Annotated in this window: 18 protein-coding genes; 11 read left to right on the forward strand and 7 right to left on the reverse strand. The window is 60.2% G+C overall.

Features of this window, described 5'->3' with window-relative positions; all coding sequences use genetic code 11:
• Window positions 1-105: 105 nt before the first annotated feature.
• From AC1RAC_RS15565 to AC1RAC_RS15580, 4 genes are all read right to left on the reverse strand, one after another.
• Window positions 106-1,248 carry a DegT/DnrJ/EryC1/StrS family aminotransferase gene (locus tag AC1RAC_RS15565; RefSeq protein WP_492616747.1) on the reverse strand — a complete coding sequence of 381 codons (1,143 nt, stop codon included), beginning with the start codon at window positions 1,246-1,248 and terminating at the stop codon, window positions 106-108.
• Between the two features lie 164 nt (window positions 1,249-1,412).
• Entirely contained in the window at window positions 1,413-1,727 is a 315-nt protein-coding gene (locus AC1RAC_RS15570; RefSeq protein WP_003176799.1) for a DUF2388 domain-containing protein, read from the reverse strand.
• Window positions 1,728-1,805: 78 nt separating this feature from the next.
• On the reverse strand, window positions 1,806-3,503 hold the full coding sequence (locus AC1RAC_RS15575; RefSeq protein ID WP_492616748.1) for a GspE/PulE family protein: 1,698 nt from the start codon (window positions 3,501-3,503) through the stop codon (window positions 1,806-1,808).
• 79 nt (window positions 3,504-3,582) lie between these two features.
• Entirely contained in the window at window positions 3,583-3,921 is a 339-nt protein-coding gene (locus AC1RAC_RS15580; protein ID WP_038451930.1) for an ACT-like domain-containing protein, read from the reverse strand.
• 127 nt (window positions 3,922-4,048) lie between these two features.
• On the opposite strand from AC1RAC_RS15580, the gene AC1RAC_RS15585 reads away from it, so the two are divergent.
• The gene (locus AC1RAC_RS15585) at window positions 4,049-4,519 is read left to right on the forward strand and encodes an Lrp/AsnC family transcriptional regulator (RefSeq protein ID WP_492616763.1); all 471 of its coding nucleotides are present in this window, start codon (window positions 4,049-4,051) and stop codon (window positions 4,517-4,519) included.
• 127 nt (window positions 4,520-4,646) lie between these two features.
• Here AC1RAC_RS15585 and AC1RAC_RS15590 read toward each other — a convergent pair whose 3' ends face one another.
• The gene (locus AC1RAC_RS15590; protein ID WP_020301821.1) at window positions 4,647-6,014 is read right to left on the reverse strand and encodes a CYTH domain-containing protein; all 1,368 of its coding nucleotides are present in this window, start codon (window positions 6,012-6,014) and stop codon (window positions 4,647-4,649) included.
• 158 nt (window positions 6,015-6,172) lie between these two features.
• Between AC1RAC_RS15590 and argE the strand changes: the two genes are divergently transcribed.
• A complete protein-coding gene (gene argE, locus AC1RAC_RS15595) occupies window positions 6,173-7,321 on the forward strand; it encodes an acetylornithine deacetylase (protein WP_220382924.1) in 1,149 nt (382 codons plus the stop codon).
• A 133-nt stretch (window positions 7,322-7,454) separates the two neighbouring features.
• Window positions 7,455-8,753 carry an amino-acid N-acetyltransferase gene (gene argA / locus AC1RAC_RS15600; protein ID WP_003195273.1) on the forward strand — a complete coding sequence of 433 codons (1,299 nt, stop codon included), beginning with the start codon at window positions 7,455-7,457 and terminating at the stop codon, window positions 8,751-8,753.
• 113 nt (window positions 8,754-8,866) lie between these two features.
• Here argA and tauA read toward each other — a convergent pair whose 3' ends face one another.
• Window positions 8,867-9,853: a taurine ABC transporter substrate-binding protein gene (tauA, locus tag AC1RAC_RS15605; protein WP_054895985.1), complete on the reverse strand. Its 987-nt coding sequence runs from the start codon at window positions 9,851-9,853 to the stop codon at window positions 8,867-8,869.
• 370 nt (window positions 9,854-10,223) lie between these two features.
• Between tauA and AC1RAC_RS15610 the strand changes: the two genes are divergently transcribed.
• The 8 genes from AC1RAC_RS15610 (at window position 10,224) to AC1RAC_RS15645 (ending at window position 17,476) form a co-directional block, all read left to right on the forward strand.
• Window positions 10,224-11,567, forward strand: a complete 1,344-nt coding sequence (locus AC1RAC_RS15610) for an OprD family porin (protein ID WP_034128998.1) — start codon at window positions 10,224-10,226, stop codon at window positions 11,565-11,567.
• A 274-nt stretch (window positions 11,568-11,841) separates the two neighbouring features.
• Window positions 11,842-12,480 (forward strand): peroxiredoxin, encoded by a 639-nt coding sequence (locus AC1RAC_RS15615; protein WP_003195267.1) that lies wholly within the window; start codon window positions 11,842-11,844, stop codon window positions 12,478-12,480.
• Window positions 12,481-12,808: 328 nt separating this feature from the next.
• A complete protein-coding gene (gene ssuE, locus AC1RAC_RS15620; RefSeq protein ID WP_014720392.1) occupies window positions 12,809-13,402 on the forward strand; it encodes an NADPH-dependent FMN reductase in 594 nt (197 codons plus the stop codon).
• A 97-nt stretch (window positions 13,403-13,499) separates the two neighbouring features.
• The gene (locus tag AC1RAC_RS15625) at window positions 13,500-14,468 is read left to right on the forward strand and encodes a sulfonate ABC transporter substrate-binding protein (protein WP_181124109.1); all 969 of its coding nucleotides are present in this window, start codon (window positions 13,500-13,502) and stop codon (window positions 14,466-14,468) included.
• Between the two features lie 26 nt (window positions 14,469-14,494).
• Window positions 14,495-15,643 (forward strand): FMNH2-dependent alkanesulfonate monooxygenase, encoded by a 1,149-nt coding sequence (gene ssuD, locus AC1RAC_RS15630; protein WP_003195260.1) that lies wholly within the window; start codon window positions 14,495-14,497, stop codon window positions 15,641-15,643.
• 9 nt (window positions 15,644-15,652) lie between these two features.
• On the forward strand, window positions 15,653-16,438 hold the full coding sequence (ssuC, locus tag AC1RAC_RS15635; protein ID WP_003195258.1) for an aliphatic sulfonate ABC transporter permease SsuC: 786 nt from the start codon (window positions 15,653-15,655) through the stop codon (window positions 16,436-16,438).
• Window positions 16,435-17,241 carry an aliphatic sulfonates ABC transporter ATP-binding protein gene (ssuB, locus tag AC1RAC_RS15640; protein ID WP_032902254.1) on the forward strand — a complete coding sequence of 269 codons (807 nt, stop codon included), beginning with the start codon at window positions 16,435-16,437 and terminating at the stop codon, window positions 17,239-17,241. The genes ssuC and ssuB overlap by 4 nt, the downstream gene beginning before the upstream one ends.
• 19 nt (window positions 17,242-17,260) lie before the next feature.
• Window positions 17,261-17,476 carry a TOBE domain-containing protein gene (locus AC1RAC_RS15645; protein ID WP_003176783.1) on the forward strand — a complete coding sequence of 72 codons (216 nt, stop codon included), beginning with the start codon at window positions 17,261-17,263 and terminating at the stop codon, window positions 17,474-17,476.
• A 122-nt stretch (window positions 17,477-17,598) separates the two neighbouring features.
• On the opposite strand, the gene AC1RAC_RS15650 is transcribed toward AC1RAC_RS15645, so the two are convergent.
• A complete protein-coding gene (locus AC1RAC_RS15650) occupies window positions 17,599-18,228 on the reverse strand; it encodes a TetR/AcrR family transcriptional regulator (RefSeq protein WP_019817784.1) in 630 nt (209 codons plus the stop codon).
• Window positions 18,229-18,446: the final 218 nt, after the last annotated feature.

Here is an 18,446-nt window from a genome sequence, read left to right on the forward strand (position 1 = left end):
GCTTGCCTGCGATTGGATCACCCGGGTATCACCGATACACCGAGGTGCCAGCGTCGCAGGCAAGCCAGCTCCCACAGTTGATTGGGGTGTGTCTGCTGGTTGTGATCAGTCTCTTTTCAATACGGCTTTAACCGCCGCTACAGCCCGCTCCACATCCGCCTCTGTCATCGCCGTGAACATCGGCAACGACACGATCAAACGCCCAACACGCTCCGCCACCGGGAACATGCCTTCCTTGAAACCCTGTGCCCGATACAGGCTCAGCAGGTGGATCGGCGGGTAGTGATAGCCGATACCCACGCCGTAGGCCTGCATCTGTTCCATGAACGTGGCGCGGGCTGGCAGGCCATCCTGGCGCTCCGGCAATACCAGTTGGAACAGGTGCCAGTTGCTGTTTTCGAAGTCGGCCGGCGGCAGTTGCGCGCCGTATTGGGCTTCGAAATCGCTGCCAAAGCATTTGAAGTAGTGCCGTGCCAGGTTCTGACGATGGGCGGTGATCTTCTCGATGTGCGCAAATTGCCCCAGGCCTATGGCGGCGGCAATGTCGGTCATGTTGAACTTGCCACCCAGCACATCCACATCCAGGCCATCGAAGCCGCTGCGGGTGACGCCTTGCAGTCGGTACTTCTCTGCCAGACGGGCCTCCTCGGCATTGTTCAACACCAGGCAGCCGCCTTCGGACGACGTGATGTTCTTGTTCGCCTGGAAGCTGAAGGACACGAAGTCGCCGGTTGCGCCGATGCGTTCTCCATCCCAGCTGGACCCCAGGGCCTGGGCAGCATCTTCGACAATACGCAGGTTGTACTTGTTGGCCAGCGCGTAGAGCATCGGCATATCCACAGGCAAGCCGGCCAGGTAGACCGGGATGATCGCCTTGGTGCGCGGAGTAATGGCCGCTTCTACCTGGGCCAGGTCGATATTGCGCGTCACCGGGTCGATGTCGGCAAAGACCGGAGTGGCACCGACTTCGAGAATCACGTTAGCCGTGGCAACCCAGGAAATTGGGGTGGTGATGACTTCATCCCCAGGCCCGATCCCGGCGATGCGCAAGGCGATCTCCATGGTGCAGGTGCCCGAGTTGAAGGTGCGCACCGGACGGCCGCCAAAATAGTCCGACAGCTGTGCTTCGAATGCCTGCACCTTTGGTCCGCTGGTGATCCAGCCGGAACGCAGAACATCGCCGACCGCCGAAATGGTGGCTTCATCAATGGTCGGTTTGGAAAACGGCAGGAAGGGCTGTTGGCTCATGACGAAGAAGGCATCCGTTTCAGGTAGGCAATGAAAGATAGACGAGTCAGTAGGGCATGGTTGCACGCTGAGACTGAATATAGCCTGTCATCCATGAACGATTCGTCATGCAGCAGGCAAAAAAATGCCGCTTGAGAAAGCGGCATTTTTTATGAGGGCAGTTGTTACTCGGTTACAGCATTCTTCGCCAGGATGGCGTTAGCCAGTTCCATGTCGGTGGCTTGGAGGCCAGGGTTGTCGGCGCGGACCTTCTGCATGGCCGCTTCCAGGTACGGGCCGCGAATGCCGCCGTCGCTGGCGACGAAGCTGCCCGCGTCGTCCTGGGCGGCGACCACCAGCTTGTGGTCCTTGAAGGTCAGGTAAGTCGAGCCAGTGGTGGCGCCCGACGAGATGACATTACGCCAGAAGCTATCGGCCATGGCTGAGCCGACAGGTAGGGAAAGCACAGCGAGGGTTGCGACAGCATATTTGAGACGCATGATGGGTGACTCCGGTGGGTTATCTGTACGTTTTGATTGTAGTTAACCCGATCCAGTTCCATCACTGACTAAACAGTTTCAGTACTCGATCAAACCCGAAGAATTTGTTTCTGAATCCCCTGGCGTGACCCGCAATACCTCCGTCATCGTGGTCAGGCCGGCCTTCACTTTCTCGACGCCGGCCATGCGCAGGCTGCTCATGCCCTGCGCCAGTGCCTCACGGCGCAGCGCTTGTACGTCCGCGCCCGGGGTGACCAGCGCTTGGAGTGCCGGGTCCATGAGCATGATTTCATACAGCCCGGCCCTGCCTCGATAACCGCTGTCACGGCATTGCGCACAGCCGACGGCTTCGCAGCCGTCAGCGTCCTCCTGGCCCAGCGGGCGCTTGCAATGGCTGCACAGCAGCCGCACCAGGCGCTGCGCCATCACCCCTATGAGCGTGGCTTTGATCAAATAGTGAGCAACGCCCAGTTCCTGCAGGCGGCTGATGGCGCTGGGTGCATCGTTGGTGTGCAAGGTCGAGAAAACCAGGTGCCCGGTCAGCGCGGCCTGGATAGCCATCTCTGCGGTTTCCTGGTCGCGGATTTCGCCGATCATGATGATGTCCGGGTCCTGGCGCAGCAGGGCGCGGATGCCGCTGGCGAACGTGAGGTCGATGTTGTGCTGGACCTGCATCTGGTTGAAGGCCGGCTCGACCATTTCAATCGGGTCTTCCACCGTGCACAGGTTGACCTCGCGGGTCGCCAGTTGCCTGAGGGTGGTGTAGAGGGTGCTGGTCTTGCCTGAGCCGGTCGGGCCTGTGACGAGGATGATGCCGTGGCTGCGTCGCGTCATGGCGTGCCAGCGTTGCTGGTCGGCGCTGGACAAACCCAACTGGTCGAAATCCTTGAGCAGCACCTGTGGGTCGAAAATTCGCATCACCAGTTTTTCGCCGAATGCCGTGGGCAGGGTCGAAAGCCGCAATTCCACTTCGACACCCGCAGGGTTCCGGGTCTTGACGCGGCCATCCTGGGGTTTGCGTTTTTCGGCCACGTTCATTCGCCCCAGGCTTTTCAGGCGGCTGACCACGGCCATGGTGACCTGCGGGGGAAATTGATAGACGTCATGCAGCAGCCCATCAATGCGAAAGCGCACCCGGCCCTGGTCGCGGCAGGGCTCGATATGGATATCGCTGGCTCGTTGGCCAAAGGCGTACTGCAGCAGCCAGTCGACGATGTTGACGATATGCGCGTCGTTGGCATCCGGCTCCTTGTCGCTGGCGCCGAGGCTGAGCAAGTCGAGATTGCCAAGCGTCGTCATCTTTTCATCCGCACCGCTGACGGACTTGGCTAAACGATAAAACTCGTTGATACCGCGCTGGATATCGCTGGGGTTGGCAACCACGCGCTTGATCGTGCGTCTGAGCACCTGGGACAGTCCGGCTTCCCAGGTGGTGACATGGGGTTGGGCACTGGCGATCGTCACGCTGTGGGTATCGACGGCGACTGCAAGAATGCCGTGGCGCTGGGCAAAGGCGTGGGACATCAACGGCACCACGGCTGCCACATCAATCTTCAACGGGTCGATGCGCAGGTAAGGTTGGCCTACCTGCCGGGCCAGCCATTGGGTCAAGGCCTCCAGGCAAGGGCCCTGTGCTGCGATGCATTCCAAGGGATGCTGGCTGCCGGACGCTGGCGCCACCTTTTGCGCCGCCTGCGCCGTGATCAGCCCTTGCTCGACCAACGCCGGCAATAATTGCTGCAGTTCCAAGGGGTGATCGTGAGTGGCGACGGGCATGCAGGTTTTCCTGGGGCGTGGGGGTAATCCCAGGCTAGCCAGCCGCTGAAGATCCTGCTGGCGCTTGTATTGCCGGTTTTTACTGCGCCATCGCCGCCAGCGCTTGAGGCCGCTCGGAATCAGCCGACCACAGTTCCAGGGTGCAGACGCTGATCAGGTTTCGAATCTTTTCACCGATCACCTGGGCGCGGTGCCAGCTCAGGCCGGTCATCACGATATCGATGCTCAGCAGGTCGGCTTCCCGGTTCATGCTGACCTGGGTGGGCGTGAGCAATTGCAGCGCGAAGTAGTTCAGCACCCGGCACAGCACGTCCGGTTCAGCCTCGGCGACGATGCGATAGTGCGCCTGGCAGTGGCTGCTATTGACGGCCCACGCATCGACGCGGGTGGCGGGGTAGGCGGTTTCGACGGCATGCATGCTGACTCTCCAGTTTCGACTGGAGAAATTTTTACATTCGCCTCGGGAGATTTCTTATCTAAAATAAGCCTATTTGGCGATAAATAGACCAAAACAATTCAAGATAAGCCTATTCATGGGTACTTTTATGCACAATGAGTTGGACGCCTACGACCGCCGCATCCTGGCCTTGCTGCAAGAGGATGCCTCGCTCTCCAGTGCACAGATTGCCGACCAGGTCGGCCTGTCGCAGTCGCCATGCTGGCGGCGTATTCAGCGGCTCAAGGAGGAGGGCGTGATCCGCGGCCAGGTCACCCTGCTGGACCGCAAGAAAATCGGGCTCAACACGCAGATTTTCGCCGAGGTCAAACTCAACGCCCACGGTCGCTCCAATTTCACCGAGTTCACCGAGGCGATTCGCGGGTTTCCGGAAGTGTTGGAGTGCTATGTGCTGATGGGGGCGGTGGACTTTCTGCTGCGTATCGTCACCTCGGATATCGAGGCGTACGAGCGGTTTTTCTTCGAGAAGTTGTCGATGGTGCCGGGGATTCAGGAGGTCAACTCGATTGTGGCGCTGTCGGAGATCAAGTCCACCACCAGCCTGCCAGTATTGCGCTGACAGGCATGCCATTGACTGTAGGAGCGAGCTTGCTCGCGAAGATCGTTAACGATAACGCGGGAAGCCTGGCTCCCCACATCGCTCTCGGGTTTTTCGCGAGCAAGCTCGCTCCTACAGGTAGAGTGACTTACAGGCGCAGAAGGGTCTTCCAGGCACGATTCTGATAAACCGCAATCGCCTGGTGCATACGCGCATCCAGCGATTCATCGGTAATCGGCTGGTTGGCCAGGTGCGCCAGCTTGTTCAGCTCGCCGTACAAACGGTCCAGCTCAGGAATGTCCACCACATGGCGCGCATGGTGCAGCCAGGCCTGGATGCGTTCGATGCGCGGCAGTTGCTCGGCCAGGTCTTCCGGCTGTTGCTGGTAGCGCTGCAGTTGCAGGGCGACAGCGTCGTCGGCCAACAGGCGTGGCAGCCAGTTGGTAATTTGCGCAGCGCCCTGGCGGTTGCCGCGCACGTTACGTTCGGCCGTCCAGGTGCGAGCCAGCAGCCAGCGCGAGAGGTTGAGTGAGAACAGGCCCCAGCGCACGTCTTGCAGCTCTTCGATGAACTGTTCCGGCGCGGCTTTGCGAATGTCTTCATCGTCGTCACCGGCCTGGACCAGCGGGCGCCAGTCTTCCAGCAACGCATCCAGGGCGCTGCGCAGTTCGCTGGTGGATTGGCGTGGCGCGGCCTGGCCGAGGCTGCCGATCAGGGCGCGCAACTCGCCGAGGTTCTCGACCCAGTCCTGCAACAGGCGCCAGTGGCCATTGAAGCGGTATTGCTCAGCCAGGCGCTGGCTGCTGCCCAGCAGGTGCCACAGGATCGCGGCGAAGGCGTCGTCCAATGGCATTTCGGCGTGGATCTGTGGCGCCGGCAGGCTCAGGGAATAGCTACTGGCGTCATACAGGCGATAGCCGCGTTCGGCCTTGCTGATGTCGCACGGCATCAGGGCCAGGGTTGCGGCCAGCTCGGCGGCCAGTTCCAGCAGGGCCGCCGGTTCGCCTTCGCGCAGTTCCAGTTCCAGCTCGCAGATTTCTTCTTTCTGCTTGCCGACCACCACATGGCCCAGGTCCAGGGCGGCTTCGATCACCACCTTGGCCTTGCCACGGCCCCAGGCGATTTCGGCGCGTTCACGCACGAAGTCGGTGGTGAAGATCGGCTTGAGAGTCTTTTTGTCCAGCTCGGCCAGTTGCTCGGGCCAGCACTCGCCATCGAGTTTCTTCACATCGAGCTTGGCTTTGGGCAGGTCCCAGTTGTATTCGTTGCGTTCCGACAAGCCGGCGACGCTTTGGCCGCGGGTCTTGAGGGTCTGGATGATGTCGTCACCGTCCTTGCGCAGGCGCAGGGCAACCTTGGCCTGGGCCAGGTCACGCTCGGGGGTGTCGAAGTACTGGTTCATCAACTCACGGCGTTCCCAGCCACTTTTGTTGCGTTTTTTCAGTAACGGGTGCTCACGCAGCGCGGCGAGTGTTTCGCGGCTGACGCGTAGCTTGATTTCGGTTTCTTTCTGCATGGCCGGAAAATCCAGGATCGGGAGCGCAGCCGGGGAAAAGTGTGGCTGCCAAGGTCGTGCAGTGTACAGGACTGAGCCCGGCAACGTGCCGCAACGGTTTATTGTGTTGCCCAGATGCCTCTATAGTGAGGTTCATCCGGGAAGTTGGGAGACCGCGCATGCCTTTACCGTCTATGAAAGAGCAGTTCGCCGCCTTGATCGCCGCGCCGTCGGTGAGCTGCACCCAGGCGTCTCTCGACCAGAGCAACCGCCCGGTGATTGACCTGCTCGCCGCTTGGCTGGGCGACCTGGGCTTTGCCATCGATATCCAACAAGTCAGCCCCGGCAAGTTCAACCTGTTGGCCAGTTTCGGCAGCGGCCCCGGTGGCTTGGTGTTGGCGGGGCATAGCGATACCGTGCCGTATGACGCGGCGCTGTGGAACACCGACCCGCTCAAGCTGACGGAAGTCGACGGCCGCTGGGTAGGGCTGGGCAGTTGTGACATGAAGGGGTTCTTCGCACTGGTTATCGACGCGGCGTTGCCGCTGCTGGACCAACCCTTCAAGCAACCGCTGTTGATCCTTGCCACCTGTGATGAGGAAAGCTCTATGTCCGGTGCCCGTGCGCTGGCCGAGGCGGGGCGCCCATTAGGTCGTGCAGCGGTGATCGGCGAGCCGACCGGGCTCAAGCCGATCCGCCTGCACAAGGGCGTGATGATGGAACGCATCGAGATCCTCGGGCGCAGTGGCCACTCGTCGGACCCCAGCCTGGGCCACAGCGCCCTGGAAGCCATGCATGACGCCATCGGCGAACTGCGCGGCCTGCGCTTGGCCTGGCAGCGCGAGTACCGCAACGCGCAATTCAGCGTGCCGCAGCCGACGATGAACTTCGGCTGCATTCACGGCGGCGACAACCCCAACCGCATCTGCGGCCAGTGCTCCCTGGAGTTCGACCTGCGACCCCTGCCGGGCATGGACCCCGAGGTGCTGCGCGCCGCGATCCGCCAGAAGCTCGAACCCCTGGCCGAGCGGCATAAGGTCAAGATCGACTACGCGCCGTTGTTCCCCGAAGTGCCACCCTTTGAGCAGCCCGAAGACGCCGAGTTGGTGCGGGTGGCGGAGCGTTTGACCGGTCATCGTGCCGAAGCAGTAGCGTTCGGCACCGAAGCGCCTTATCTTCAGCGCCTTGGTTGCGAAACCCTGGTGCTCGGCCCTGGCGACATTGCCTGCGCCCACCAGCCTGGCGAGTACCTTGAAATGTCACGCTTGACGCCTACAGTGCGTCTATTGCGGGAACTGATCGAACACTACTGCCTGAAACCTGCATAAATTAACCCTTGCCCATTCGTACATAAGGAGAGTGAGCGTGTCGCCAAGCCTGTTCCGACGATAACCATCAGCCGCTGTGCGCTTTCACGATTGATCCTTTATTTGGCTGCTTTTTATTACAGGCCCAGGTGTTATGCCCGAATACGTCAACTGGCTTCGTCACGCTTCGCCCTACATCAACGCCCACCGCGACTGCACCTTTGTGGTCATGCTGCCCGGCGATGGTGTGGACCACCCCAACTTCGGCAATATCGTCCACGACCTGGTGCTGCTTCACAGCCTGGGTGTGCGCCTGGTGCTGGTGCATGGCTCGCGCCCGCAAATCGAAACCCGCCTTGAAGCACGCGGCCTTACCCCGGCTTACCACGAAGGCTTGCGCATCACCGATGCTGCGACGCTGGAGTGTGTGATCGACGCGGTGGGTCATTTGCGCATTGCCATCGAGGCGCGCTTGTCCATGGACATGGCGTCATCGCCGATGCAGGGCTCGCGCCTGCGTGTGGCCAGCGGCAACCTGGTCACCGCACGGCCAATCGGCGTGCTTGAAGGCGTGGACTACCACCACACCGGCGAAGTGCGCCGGGTCGACCGCAAGGGCATCAACCGCCTGTTGGATGAGCGCTCTATCGTGCTGCTCTCGCCCCTGGGGTATTCGCCCACCGGCGAGATCTTCAACCTGGCCTGCGAAGACGTCGCCACCCGCGCCGCCATCGACCTGGGCGCCGACAAATTGCTGCTGTTCGGCGCCGATCCCGGTCTGATCGATGAGAACGGCCGCCTGGTGCGTGAATTGCGCCCACAACAAGTACCCGCGCACCTGCAACGCCTGGGCAGCAACTATCAAGCCGAACTGCTCGATGCCGCTGCCGAAGCCTGCCGGGGTGGAGTAGGGCGCAGCCATATCGTCAGCTACGCCGAAGATGGCGCTTTGCTTACCGAACTGTTCACCCGCGATGGTGGCGGTACGCTGGTGGCCCAGGAACAATTCGAACTGGTGCGCGAAGCGGCGATTGAAGACGTCGGCGGCTTGCTGGACCTGATCAGCCCGCTGGAAGAGCAGGGCATTCTGGTGCGCCGTTCGCGGGAAGTGCTGGAGCGTGAGATCGAGCAGTTCAGCGTGGTCGAGCGCGAAGGCATGATCATCGCCTGCGCGGCGCTGTATCAGATCGCGGATTCGGATGCGGGGGAGTTGGCGTGCCTGGCAGTGAACCCGGAGTACCGCCACGGCGCGCGAGGCGATGTGTTGCTCGAACGCATCCAGACCCGGGCACGCGCCCAAGGCTTGAAAACCCTCTTTGTACTCACCACGCGCACGGCCCATTGGTTCCGCGAACGCGGCTTTGTACCCAGCAGCGTGGACCGCCTGCCGTCGGCGCGAGCGTCGCTGTACAACTATCAGCGCAACTCCAAGATCTTTGAAAAGGCCCTGTAAAAGAGTACGGCTCTGTGTGGGAGCTGGCTTGCCTGCGATAGTGGCGCCTCGGTTTATCTGAAGGACCGAGTTGCTGGTATCGCAGGCAAGCCAGCTCCCACCGAAGACTGTATTTATTGTGTGATGAATTTGTCGGTCACATACGCCGAATAATCCGGCAGCACTGTCTCCACCTTCCCCTGTTCCTTCAAGAACTTCGCCGTCTCCTCAATCGCCTTCGCCGTGCCGCCCTTGAGCAGCGCAGCGGTTTGCTGTGCCTGCGCATCCGGAAACGTCGTACCGGCCAAGAGTTCCGGAATGTCATCCGCATTTGAACCTGTCAATTTGGCGATTTTCTGCACTGGCTCGGAATCCACCGTCCAGCTGTCTTTGTGGGCGGCATAGTCGGCAAAGGCATCCAGGGTAACTTTGGCGAACTTGGCCACTACCTCAGGATGTTTTTGCGCAAAATCCTTGCGCGCCACCCACACCTCAAATGTGGGTGCACCCCATTGGCCCACCTGCGCCGCGTCTGTCAGGGTCTTGCCGCTCTTGCGGATTTCACCCAAGGCCGGGGACCACACAAAAGCCCCATCAATATCGCCACGCTTCCAGGCGGCGGCGATTTCGGCCGGTTGCAGGTTCACCACTTTGACTTGCTGGGTGTTCAGACCCCAGTGTTTCAGCGCGCCGAGCAGGCTGTAATGGGAGGTGGAGACGAAGGGCGTGGCGATGGTTTTACCAATCAAGTCCTGGGGGTTGTCGATGCCACTGCCGTTGCGCACCACCAGGGCTTCAGAAGCGTTGATCTGTGCCGATACGATAAACGCCACAATCGGCAGGTTGCGCGAGGCCGCCGCCGCGAGCGGGCTGGAGCCGAGGTTGCCGATTTGTACATCACCCGAAGCGATGGCCGTGACTACCTCTGGCCCGCTGTTGAAGCGGCGCCAGGCGATTTTTTCGCCGATGGCTTTTTCATACAGGCCGTCGGCCTGGGGAACCTTGCTGGGATCGATGCCGGTCTGGTAGCCCACCGTCAGGTCGGTGGCGTTGACACCAAAAGAAAGTAATAGCGATACAAAAACTGTAACAAATTGACGGGAGGATGTGCGTTTGGCCATGATGGCGTCGCCTTTTTGATCGTGAGTGACGTATGCAACCGTACGGCAACACTAATCGATCTAAAAAAGCACCAGTAAATACCCTTTAGGAATTAGCTTATGGAGCGGCGCGTCTATCCTGACCGGCCAGCTTCACGGAAAGTCTTATTCCTGGATCGTATGAAAAAGAATGAAATAATTCTTTTTGGGTGTATGAAAAACTCATTACCCTGCAGGGACCAAATCAACTGCGATTAGACGAAGGTAGTAGACACACAAGGTTACGATTGACTTGGTGGTCACTATCTGGCGCTAATCGCGCATCTGTGGATCGAGGGCGTCAGACCCGAGACCAAAGAAATACAAAAATTAGAAATGAGAGGAGCGGTACATGAAGAAGTCCACCTTGGCTGTGGCTGTAACGTTGGGCGCAATCGCCCAGCAAGCAGGCGCTGCCGGTTTCATCGAAGACAGCAAGGCCACACTGGGCCTGCGTAACTTCTACATCAACACCGATAACCGCGAAGGCACGGCCAACCCGAGCCGCAACGAAGAGTGGGGCCAAGGCTTCGATCTGCGTTTCATCTCCGGTTACACCCAAGGCACCGTCGGCTTCGGTCTGGACGCTATCGGCCTGCTGGGTGTTCGCCTGGATTCCGGCGGTGGCACCAACGGCGCGACTGCCAGCTCCTACGGTGGCACGATCTTCCCGAGCAAGTCCAATGGCGAAGCCGTTGATAACTACTCCAGCCTGGGCCTGACTGCCAAGGCCAAGATCTCTCAAACCGAACTGAAGTTGGGTACCTTGCAGCCCAAGCTGCCGGTCATCGTCACCAACGATGGTCGTATGCTGCCGCAAACCTTCCAAGGTGGCCAGATCACCTCTAGCGACATCAAGGACCTGACCCTGGTTGCTGGCCAGATCGAAAAGGCCAAGGGCCGTAACTCCAGCAACAACGAAAGCCTGTCCATTTCCGGCGCCAACAGCCGCGGTGTGAACTGGCGTTCGAGCAACAAGTTCTACTACGCCGGTGGCGACTACAAGATCACCAAGGATCTGACCGCCCAGTACTACTACGGCAACCTGGAAGATTTCTACAAGCAACACTTCCTGGGCCTGACCCACAACTGGGCTATCGGCCCTGGCGTGTTGAAGTCTGACCTGCGCTACTTCAACAGCTCCGACGATGGCAACAACGGTAACCAGTCCGCTTACTTCTCGACGGGCAACTACAGCGGCGTGAACTCCGGCCGTGGCAAAGTCGACAACAACCTGTACAGCGGCCTGTTCCTGTACTCGGTGGCCGGTCACACCTTCGGTGGCGGTTACCAGGTCAGCAACGGCAGCAGCGACTTCCCTTGGCTGAACCAGGGTGACGGCTCGTCGGCTTACATCACCACCGACATGCAGATCCAGAAGTTCGCCCGTGCCGGCGAGCGCACCTGGCAAGCTCGCTACTCCTACGACTTCGCCAAAGTCGGCGTGCCTGGCCTGACCGCCGGTGTGGTTTACCTGAAAGGTGATCATATCGACACCGTCGCCAGCAACCGTACCGAGTTCACCGGCCAGTCCGAGTGGGAACGTGACATCACTGTTGCCTACGTCGTACCGGAAGGTCCGCTGAAAAACGTCGGCGTGGCGTGGAAAAACGCTATGTGGCGCAGCGACATCGCCAACGCGCGTAACCAGGACGAAAACCGCTTGATCGTCAGCTACTCGATCCCGCTGTTGTAAGACTGTAAAACCTTGCCCGGCGCAATGCCGGGCAAGGTGTCTTGCTATTCAAGTCGGGCTCAACCCCCGCAAGCCCTTCCTGAATCCCTCTTTTTTGCAGCGTCTCAAGGCCTTCTCGAACCTTGAAGGCGATGTTGGCCTCAGGCCGTTCCCAAGTCCAATGAACTGATTTTTAATATTCTTTTATCGTCTAGATAAATCGATATTTATTCTTTTTAAATCACAAAAAATCCATGCACAGTGGGCTCCATAAGCACTCATCAGGAGCCACACCATGAGCCTAAGACTGGGCGATATCGCCCCCGACTTCGAACAGGATTCCAGCGCCGGCAAGATTCGCTTCCACGAATGGCTGGGCGACAGCTGGGGTGTGCTGTTTTCCCACCCTGCGGACTTCACGCCGGTGTGCACCACCGAGCTGGGTTTTACCGCCAAGCTCAAGGATGAATTCGCCAAGCGTGGCGTCAAGGCCATCGCCCTGTCGGTAGATCCGGTGGACTCGCACCACAAGTGGATCGAAGACATCAACGAGACCCAGAACACCGTGGTCAACTTCCCGATCCTGGCCGACGCCGACCGCAAGGTCTCGGACCTCTACGACCTGATCCACCCGAATGCCAGCGATACCCTCACCGTGCGCTCCTTGTTTGTGATCGACCCGAACAAGAAGATCCGCCTGACCATCACCTACCCGGCCAGCACCGGGCGTAATTTCCATGAAATCCTGCGGGTGATCGACTCGCTGCAGCTGACCGACAACCACAAGGTGGCAACACCGGCCAACTGGCAGGATGGGGATGAGGTGGTCATCGTGCCGTCACTCAAGGACGAGGAAGAGATCAAGAAACGCTTTCCCAAGGGCTATCGCGCGGTGAAGCCGTACCTGCGTCTTACCCCACAACCCAATCGTTAAGGCATCACGGACCATCCCTCTGTAGGAGCGAGCTTGCTCGCGAAAAACGTCAACGATAACGCGTGCTTCCTGAATGAACGCGGCGCCTGTGAGTTTTTCGCGAGCAAGCTCGCTCCTACCAAAAAGCACTGACTCACAGCAGGGGTTTTCAGGCCGTTTCCACGGCCTTTTTTTTCGCCTGGGGATTGATCAATCGCTTATGTTTTTATGGAATAAACAAATGAATAAATAAGATTTATAGATATATAAATCTGCTGATAAGGTCTATCCCATCTTGGCGCCATCGCCGTACAGCGAACCGCCGACACTTGCTCAAGGAATCTCCTGCATGCTGGTCGTAACACTTGGAGGCAGTCCCAGCCAGCGGTCCCGCTCTGGGGTCTTGCTGGATAAAACCCGTCAGTGGCTGCAACAGCAGGGCGTGGAAGTGGTGAGTTACCAGGTACGGGACTTCCCGGCTGAAGACTTGCTGCATGCGCGCTTCGACAGCCCCAAGGTCATCGACCTGCTGCAACAAGTCGCCAATGCCGACGGCCTTGTGATTGCCACGCCGGTGTACAAGGCGTCGTTTTCCGGGGCGTTGAAGACCGTACTGGACCTGCTGCCGGAGCGTGCGTTGGCCCATAAGGTGGTGCTGCCGATGGCGACCGGCGGCAGCATTGCCCACATGCTGGCGGTGGACTACGCCCTGAAGCCGGTGCTGTCGGCCCTCAAGGCCCAGGAATTGCTCCACGGTATTTTTGCCGAAGACAGCCAGATCGCCTATGGCGAAGGCAGCGTGCAGGCGCAACTGGTGCCGGTACTCGAACAGCGTCTGCACGAAGCCCTGGAGCAGCTCTACAGCGCCATGGCGCGCCGGCCAAAACCGCTGGACCCTGACGTATTGAATGAACGTTTGTTGAGTGCTCGCTGGAGCATCTGAGCCTCACCCCGAAAAGCTGGAAACACTCACCTTACTCAGCCGACAACGGCCAAGCAGGTGCAGCCAAAACCCTAATCGCACAGTTGGAGAGAGCGCCATGCGCACTGTCATCTTGCGCCGTGGTCTGGTCGCACTCTTTGCTGCGGCTGTGTCCTTCGGCGCCATCGTTCAAGCCCAAGCCGCCGAGACCTTGCGGATCGGTTATCAGAAGTACGGCACCCTGGTGCTGCTCAAGGCCAAGGGCACCCTGGAAAAACGCCTGGCCGACCAAGGCGTGCAGGTGCAGTGGACCGAGTTTCCCGGTGGCCCGCAATTGCTCGAGGGCCTGAACGTCGGCTCCATCGACTTCGGCGTTACTGGCGAAACCCCACCGGTGTTTGCCCAGGCGGCTGGCGCCGATCTGCTCTACGTCGCCTACGAACCACCCGCGCCTACCAGCGAAGCGATCCTGGTGCCCAAGGACTCGCCGATCAAATCGGTGGCCGAGCTCAAGGGTAAAAAGGTCGTGCTCAACAAAGGCTCCAACGTGCACTACCTGCTAGTGCGTGCCCTGGAAGATGCCGGCCTCAACTACACCGACGTAAAGACCGTGTTCCTGCCCCCCGCCGATGCCCGTGCTGCGTTCGAGCGTGGCAGCGTGGACGCCTGGGTGATCTGGGACCCGTACCAGGCCGCCGCCGAGAAGCAACTGCAAGCGCGCACCCTGCGAGACGGCACCGGGATTGCCGACAACCATCAGTTTTACCTGGCCACCAAACCCTACGCCGAACAGCACCCGCAAGTGATCAAGGCGTTGGTGGAAGAGGTGCGTGCGGTAGGCGAATGGTCCAAGGCCAACCCGCAGGAAGTGACTGAGCAGGTCGCCCCACTGCTCGGCCTGCCGGCAGATATCACCCTCACATCGGTGAAACGCCAGGGCTACGGCGCGCTGTTCCTGACCCCGGCAGTGGTCGCCGCCCAGCAGAAAATCGCAGACACCTTCTACCAACTCAAATTGATCCCCAAGCCCTTGAGCATCAAGGACGTGATCTGGACGCCACCCGCCGCGGTTGCCAAAGCGCCGTAATCCGACTTCATTCAGGAGACAACTCCATGAGCCTCAATATTTTCTGGTTCCTGCCCACCCACGGCGACGGTCATTACCTTGGCACCGCCGAAGGCGCCCGCGCTGTCGACCACGGTTACTTGCAACAAGTGGCCCAGGCTGCTGACCGCCTGGGTTTCGGCGGGGTGTTGATCCCTACGGGTCGCTCTTGCGAAGACTCGTGGTTGGTGGCCGCCTCGCTGATCCCCGTGACCCAGCGCTTGAAATTCCTGGTTGCCCTGCGCCCTGGGATCATCTCCCCGACCGTGGCCGCGCGTCAGGCCGCGACCCTGGATCGCCTGTCTGGTGGCCGTGCGCTGTTCAACCTGGTCACCGGTGGCGATCCGGAAGAACTGGCTGGCGACGGATTGTTCTTGAGCCATGAAGAGCGCTACCAGGCGTCGGTGGAATTCACCCGCATCTGGCGCCGTGTGCTGGAAGGCGAGACCGTGGACTACGACGGCGAGCACATCAGCGTCAAAGGCGCAAAATTGCTCTACCCACCGATTCAACAACCACGCCCGCCGCTGTATTTCGGGGGTTCCTCCGAAGCCGCCCAGGACCTTGCGGCCGAACAGGTCGAGATGGTACTGACCTGGGGTGAGCCGCCGGCAGCCGTTGCGGAAAAGATCGCGCAGGTACGCGCCAAGGCTGCAAAACTGGGACGCACGGTGCGCTTTGGCATTCGCTTGCATGTGATCGTGCGCGAAACCAACGACGAAGCCTGGAAAGCCGCCGACAAACTGATCTCCCACCTGGACGACGAGACCATCGCCCGGGCCCAGGCGTCCTTGGCGCGCTTCGATTCGGTGGGCCAGCAACGCATGGCAGCCTTGCACGGCGGTAGCCGTGACAACCTGGAAGTCAGCCCCAACCTGTGGGCCGGCGTCGGCCTGGTACGTGGCGGCGCAGGGACGGCGCTGGTGGGCGATGGCCCAACGGTTGCGGCGCGGGTCAAGGAGTACGCGGACCTGGGTATCGATACCTTTATCTTCTCCGGTTATCCACACCTGGAAGAGTCGTATCGGGTCGCCGAGCTGTTGTTCCCGCACCTGGATATCGAACGTCCCGAGCTGCCAAAAAGCGCCGGCTACGTCAGTCCGTTTGGCGAGATGGTGGCCAACGACATCCTTCCCAAAGCTGCGTCACAGAGCTGAGGCGCCGTTATGGACTTAGAAAAAATCAGCCATCGCGTGGCGCCCTGGGTGCTGCCGATCTTATTGCTGGCGGTGTGGCAGTTGTCGGTGTCGGCGGGTTGGTTGTCGACGCGCATTCTGCCAGCGCCGAGTGCGGTGATCGAAGCCGGGGTGAACCTGGTGGTCAGCGGCGAAATCTGGACGCACCTGGCCATCAGCGGCTGGCGCGCCGGCCTGGGCTTTGTGATCGGTGGCAGCATCGGTCTGGCCCTGGGCTTTATTACCGGCTTGTCGAAGTGGGGCGAACGCTTGCTCGACAGCTCGGTGCAGATGATTCGCAACGTGCCGCACCTGGCGCTGATTCCGCTGGTGATCCTGTGGTTCGGCATTGATGAGACTGCGAAAATTTTCCTGGTGGCCCTGGGTACCTTGTTCCCGATCTACCTGAACACTTACCACGGCATCCGCAATGTCGACCCGGCACTGGTGGAAATGTCGCGCAGCTATGGCTTGTCCGGTTTCAGCCTGTTCTGGCAAGTGATCCTGCCGGGCGCGCTGCCGTCGATCCTGGTGGGGGTGCGCTTTGCCCTGGGCTTCATGTGGCTGACGTTGATCGTGGCGGAAACCATCTCGGCAAGTTCCGGCATCGGTTACCTGGCGATGAATGCCCGTGAATTCCTGCAAACCGACGTGGTGGTGCTGGCCATCGTCATGTACGCCATCCTCGGCAAACTGGCAGACCTGGCAGCCCGCGGGCTGGAACGTGTGTGGCTGCGCTGGCACCCGGCGTACCAAGTCAAAGGAGGCGCAGCATGACGGCTCAACAACCTCCGCGTCTGTTGAAGGGCATCCCTCTGGCAGTGCGCAAATTGCGCAAGGCCTTTGGTACCCGCGAAGTGCTCAAAGAGATTGACCTGCATATTCCCGCAGGGCAGTTCGTGGCCGTGGTCGGTCGCAGTGGTTGCGGCAAAAGTACCTTGCTGCGCCTGTTGGCGGGGCTGGACAAAGCCAGTGGCGGCGAGCTGCTGGCCGGCTCCGCGCCACTGCACGAAGCGATTGAAGATACGCGGTTGATGTTCCAGGAAGCGCGCTTGCTGCCATGGAAGAAGATCATCGATAACGTCGGCCTGGGCCTCAAGGGCGACTGGCGGCCCAAAGCGCTGGATGCGCTGGAAGCGGTTGGCCTGGCCGAGCGCGCCAATGAATGGCCGGCGGCGTTGTCCGGTGGCCAGAAACAGCGCGTGGCACTCGCACGGGCGTTGATCCATCAGCCGCGCCTGTTACTGCTCGATGAGCCGCTGGGCGCACTGGATGCCCTGACCCGCATCGAGATGCAGCAACTGATCGAAAACCTGTGGCGCAAGCACGGTTTCACGGTGTTGCTGGTGACCCACGACGTCAGCGAAGCCGTGGCGATTGCCGACCGCGTAATTCTGATTGAAAACGGCGAAATCGGCCTCGACCTGAACATCGATCTGCCACGCCCACGGGCCCGTGGCTCACACCGCCTGGCCGCGCTGGAAGCCGAAGTGCTCAACCGCGTGCTGTCGCTACCCGGTTCCCCACCGGAACCCGAACCTGTTTCACCGCTGCCGACGCAATTGCGTTGGGCTCAATAACTCACACAGGAAAAACACCATGACTATTAAAGCCATCAACGTGCGTAACCAGTTCAAAGGCACCATCAAGGAAATCGTGGTCGGCGACGTGCTGTCGGAAATTGACGTGCAGACCGCGTCCGGCATTGTCACCTCGGTAATCACCACCCGTTCGGTCAAGGAGTTGGAGCTGGTGATCGGCAGTGAAGTGATTGCCTTTGTGAAATCCACTGAGGTGTCGATTGCCAAGTTGTGATAACCCCACTGATCGTTCCCACGCTCTGCGTGGGAATGCCGCCTGGGGCGCTCCGCGTCCCGCTGTGCCAAAGGTGACGCAGAGCGTCACGGGATGTATTCCCACGCAGAGCGTGGGAACGATCAGCGCTTGGGCAGATAGGCCGGCAAATAAAGCCCCACATACGCATCAAACACCCGCATCCCTTCCTCCGCCATGCGCGGCGTAATCAGCCCATGCTGATGCACCGAGCGCGCGTACACGCGGTCGCTCAACTCCAATGCCAGGGCAAACACGTCCACATCGCTCGGTAGCGTGGGCACTTCAAAGTGGCGATTGAACACCGCCAGCATCAAGTCGCCCAATTCCAGATCATGCTGGCGATCGGCCTGGGTCACTTCGGTCAACCCATGCTGGGCCAGGATCAACTGGCGCGCCGCGGCATCGTTGCTGTAGATGCTGAGCATGCGTTGTTCAACGATGTAGGACAGGTCGCGCCAATGCTTGAGAGATTCATGCTCGATGGGCGCCTGGATGGCAGCGCGAAAGGCTGCGTGAACGTCAGCGGTCAACGCCTCAAGCAACGCCGGCACACTGGCGAAAAAGTGGTACACCGATGACGGTGGAATCTGTGCCCGTTCGGCCACGCTGTAGATCGACAAGCTGGCCACACCTTCGGCGGCCAGCAAGGTGCGGGCGGCGTCGAGGATCGCGTCGATCCGGGCCTGGCTGCGGGCGCGGGGTTTGCGAACAGTGGCGGGGCGGGTGGTCATGGATGTCTCCTACAAGGCAGCAGGCATTGTATGAGCAGGAATCTGTGTTGTCTGCCAAGCCGCCTTCGCGAGCAAGCCCGCTCCCACATTTAACTGCATTCCAAAGTTGAAACCCGACCCCTGTGGGCGGGCTTGCTCGCGAAGAGGCCAACTCGGTCTACCGGTAGAAACCCATAAAAAAACGCCACTGACCAAAATCAGCGGCGTTCTTTTATTGC

The organism is Pseudomonas sp. GW823-FHT02F05 (assembly GCF_058797315.1).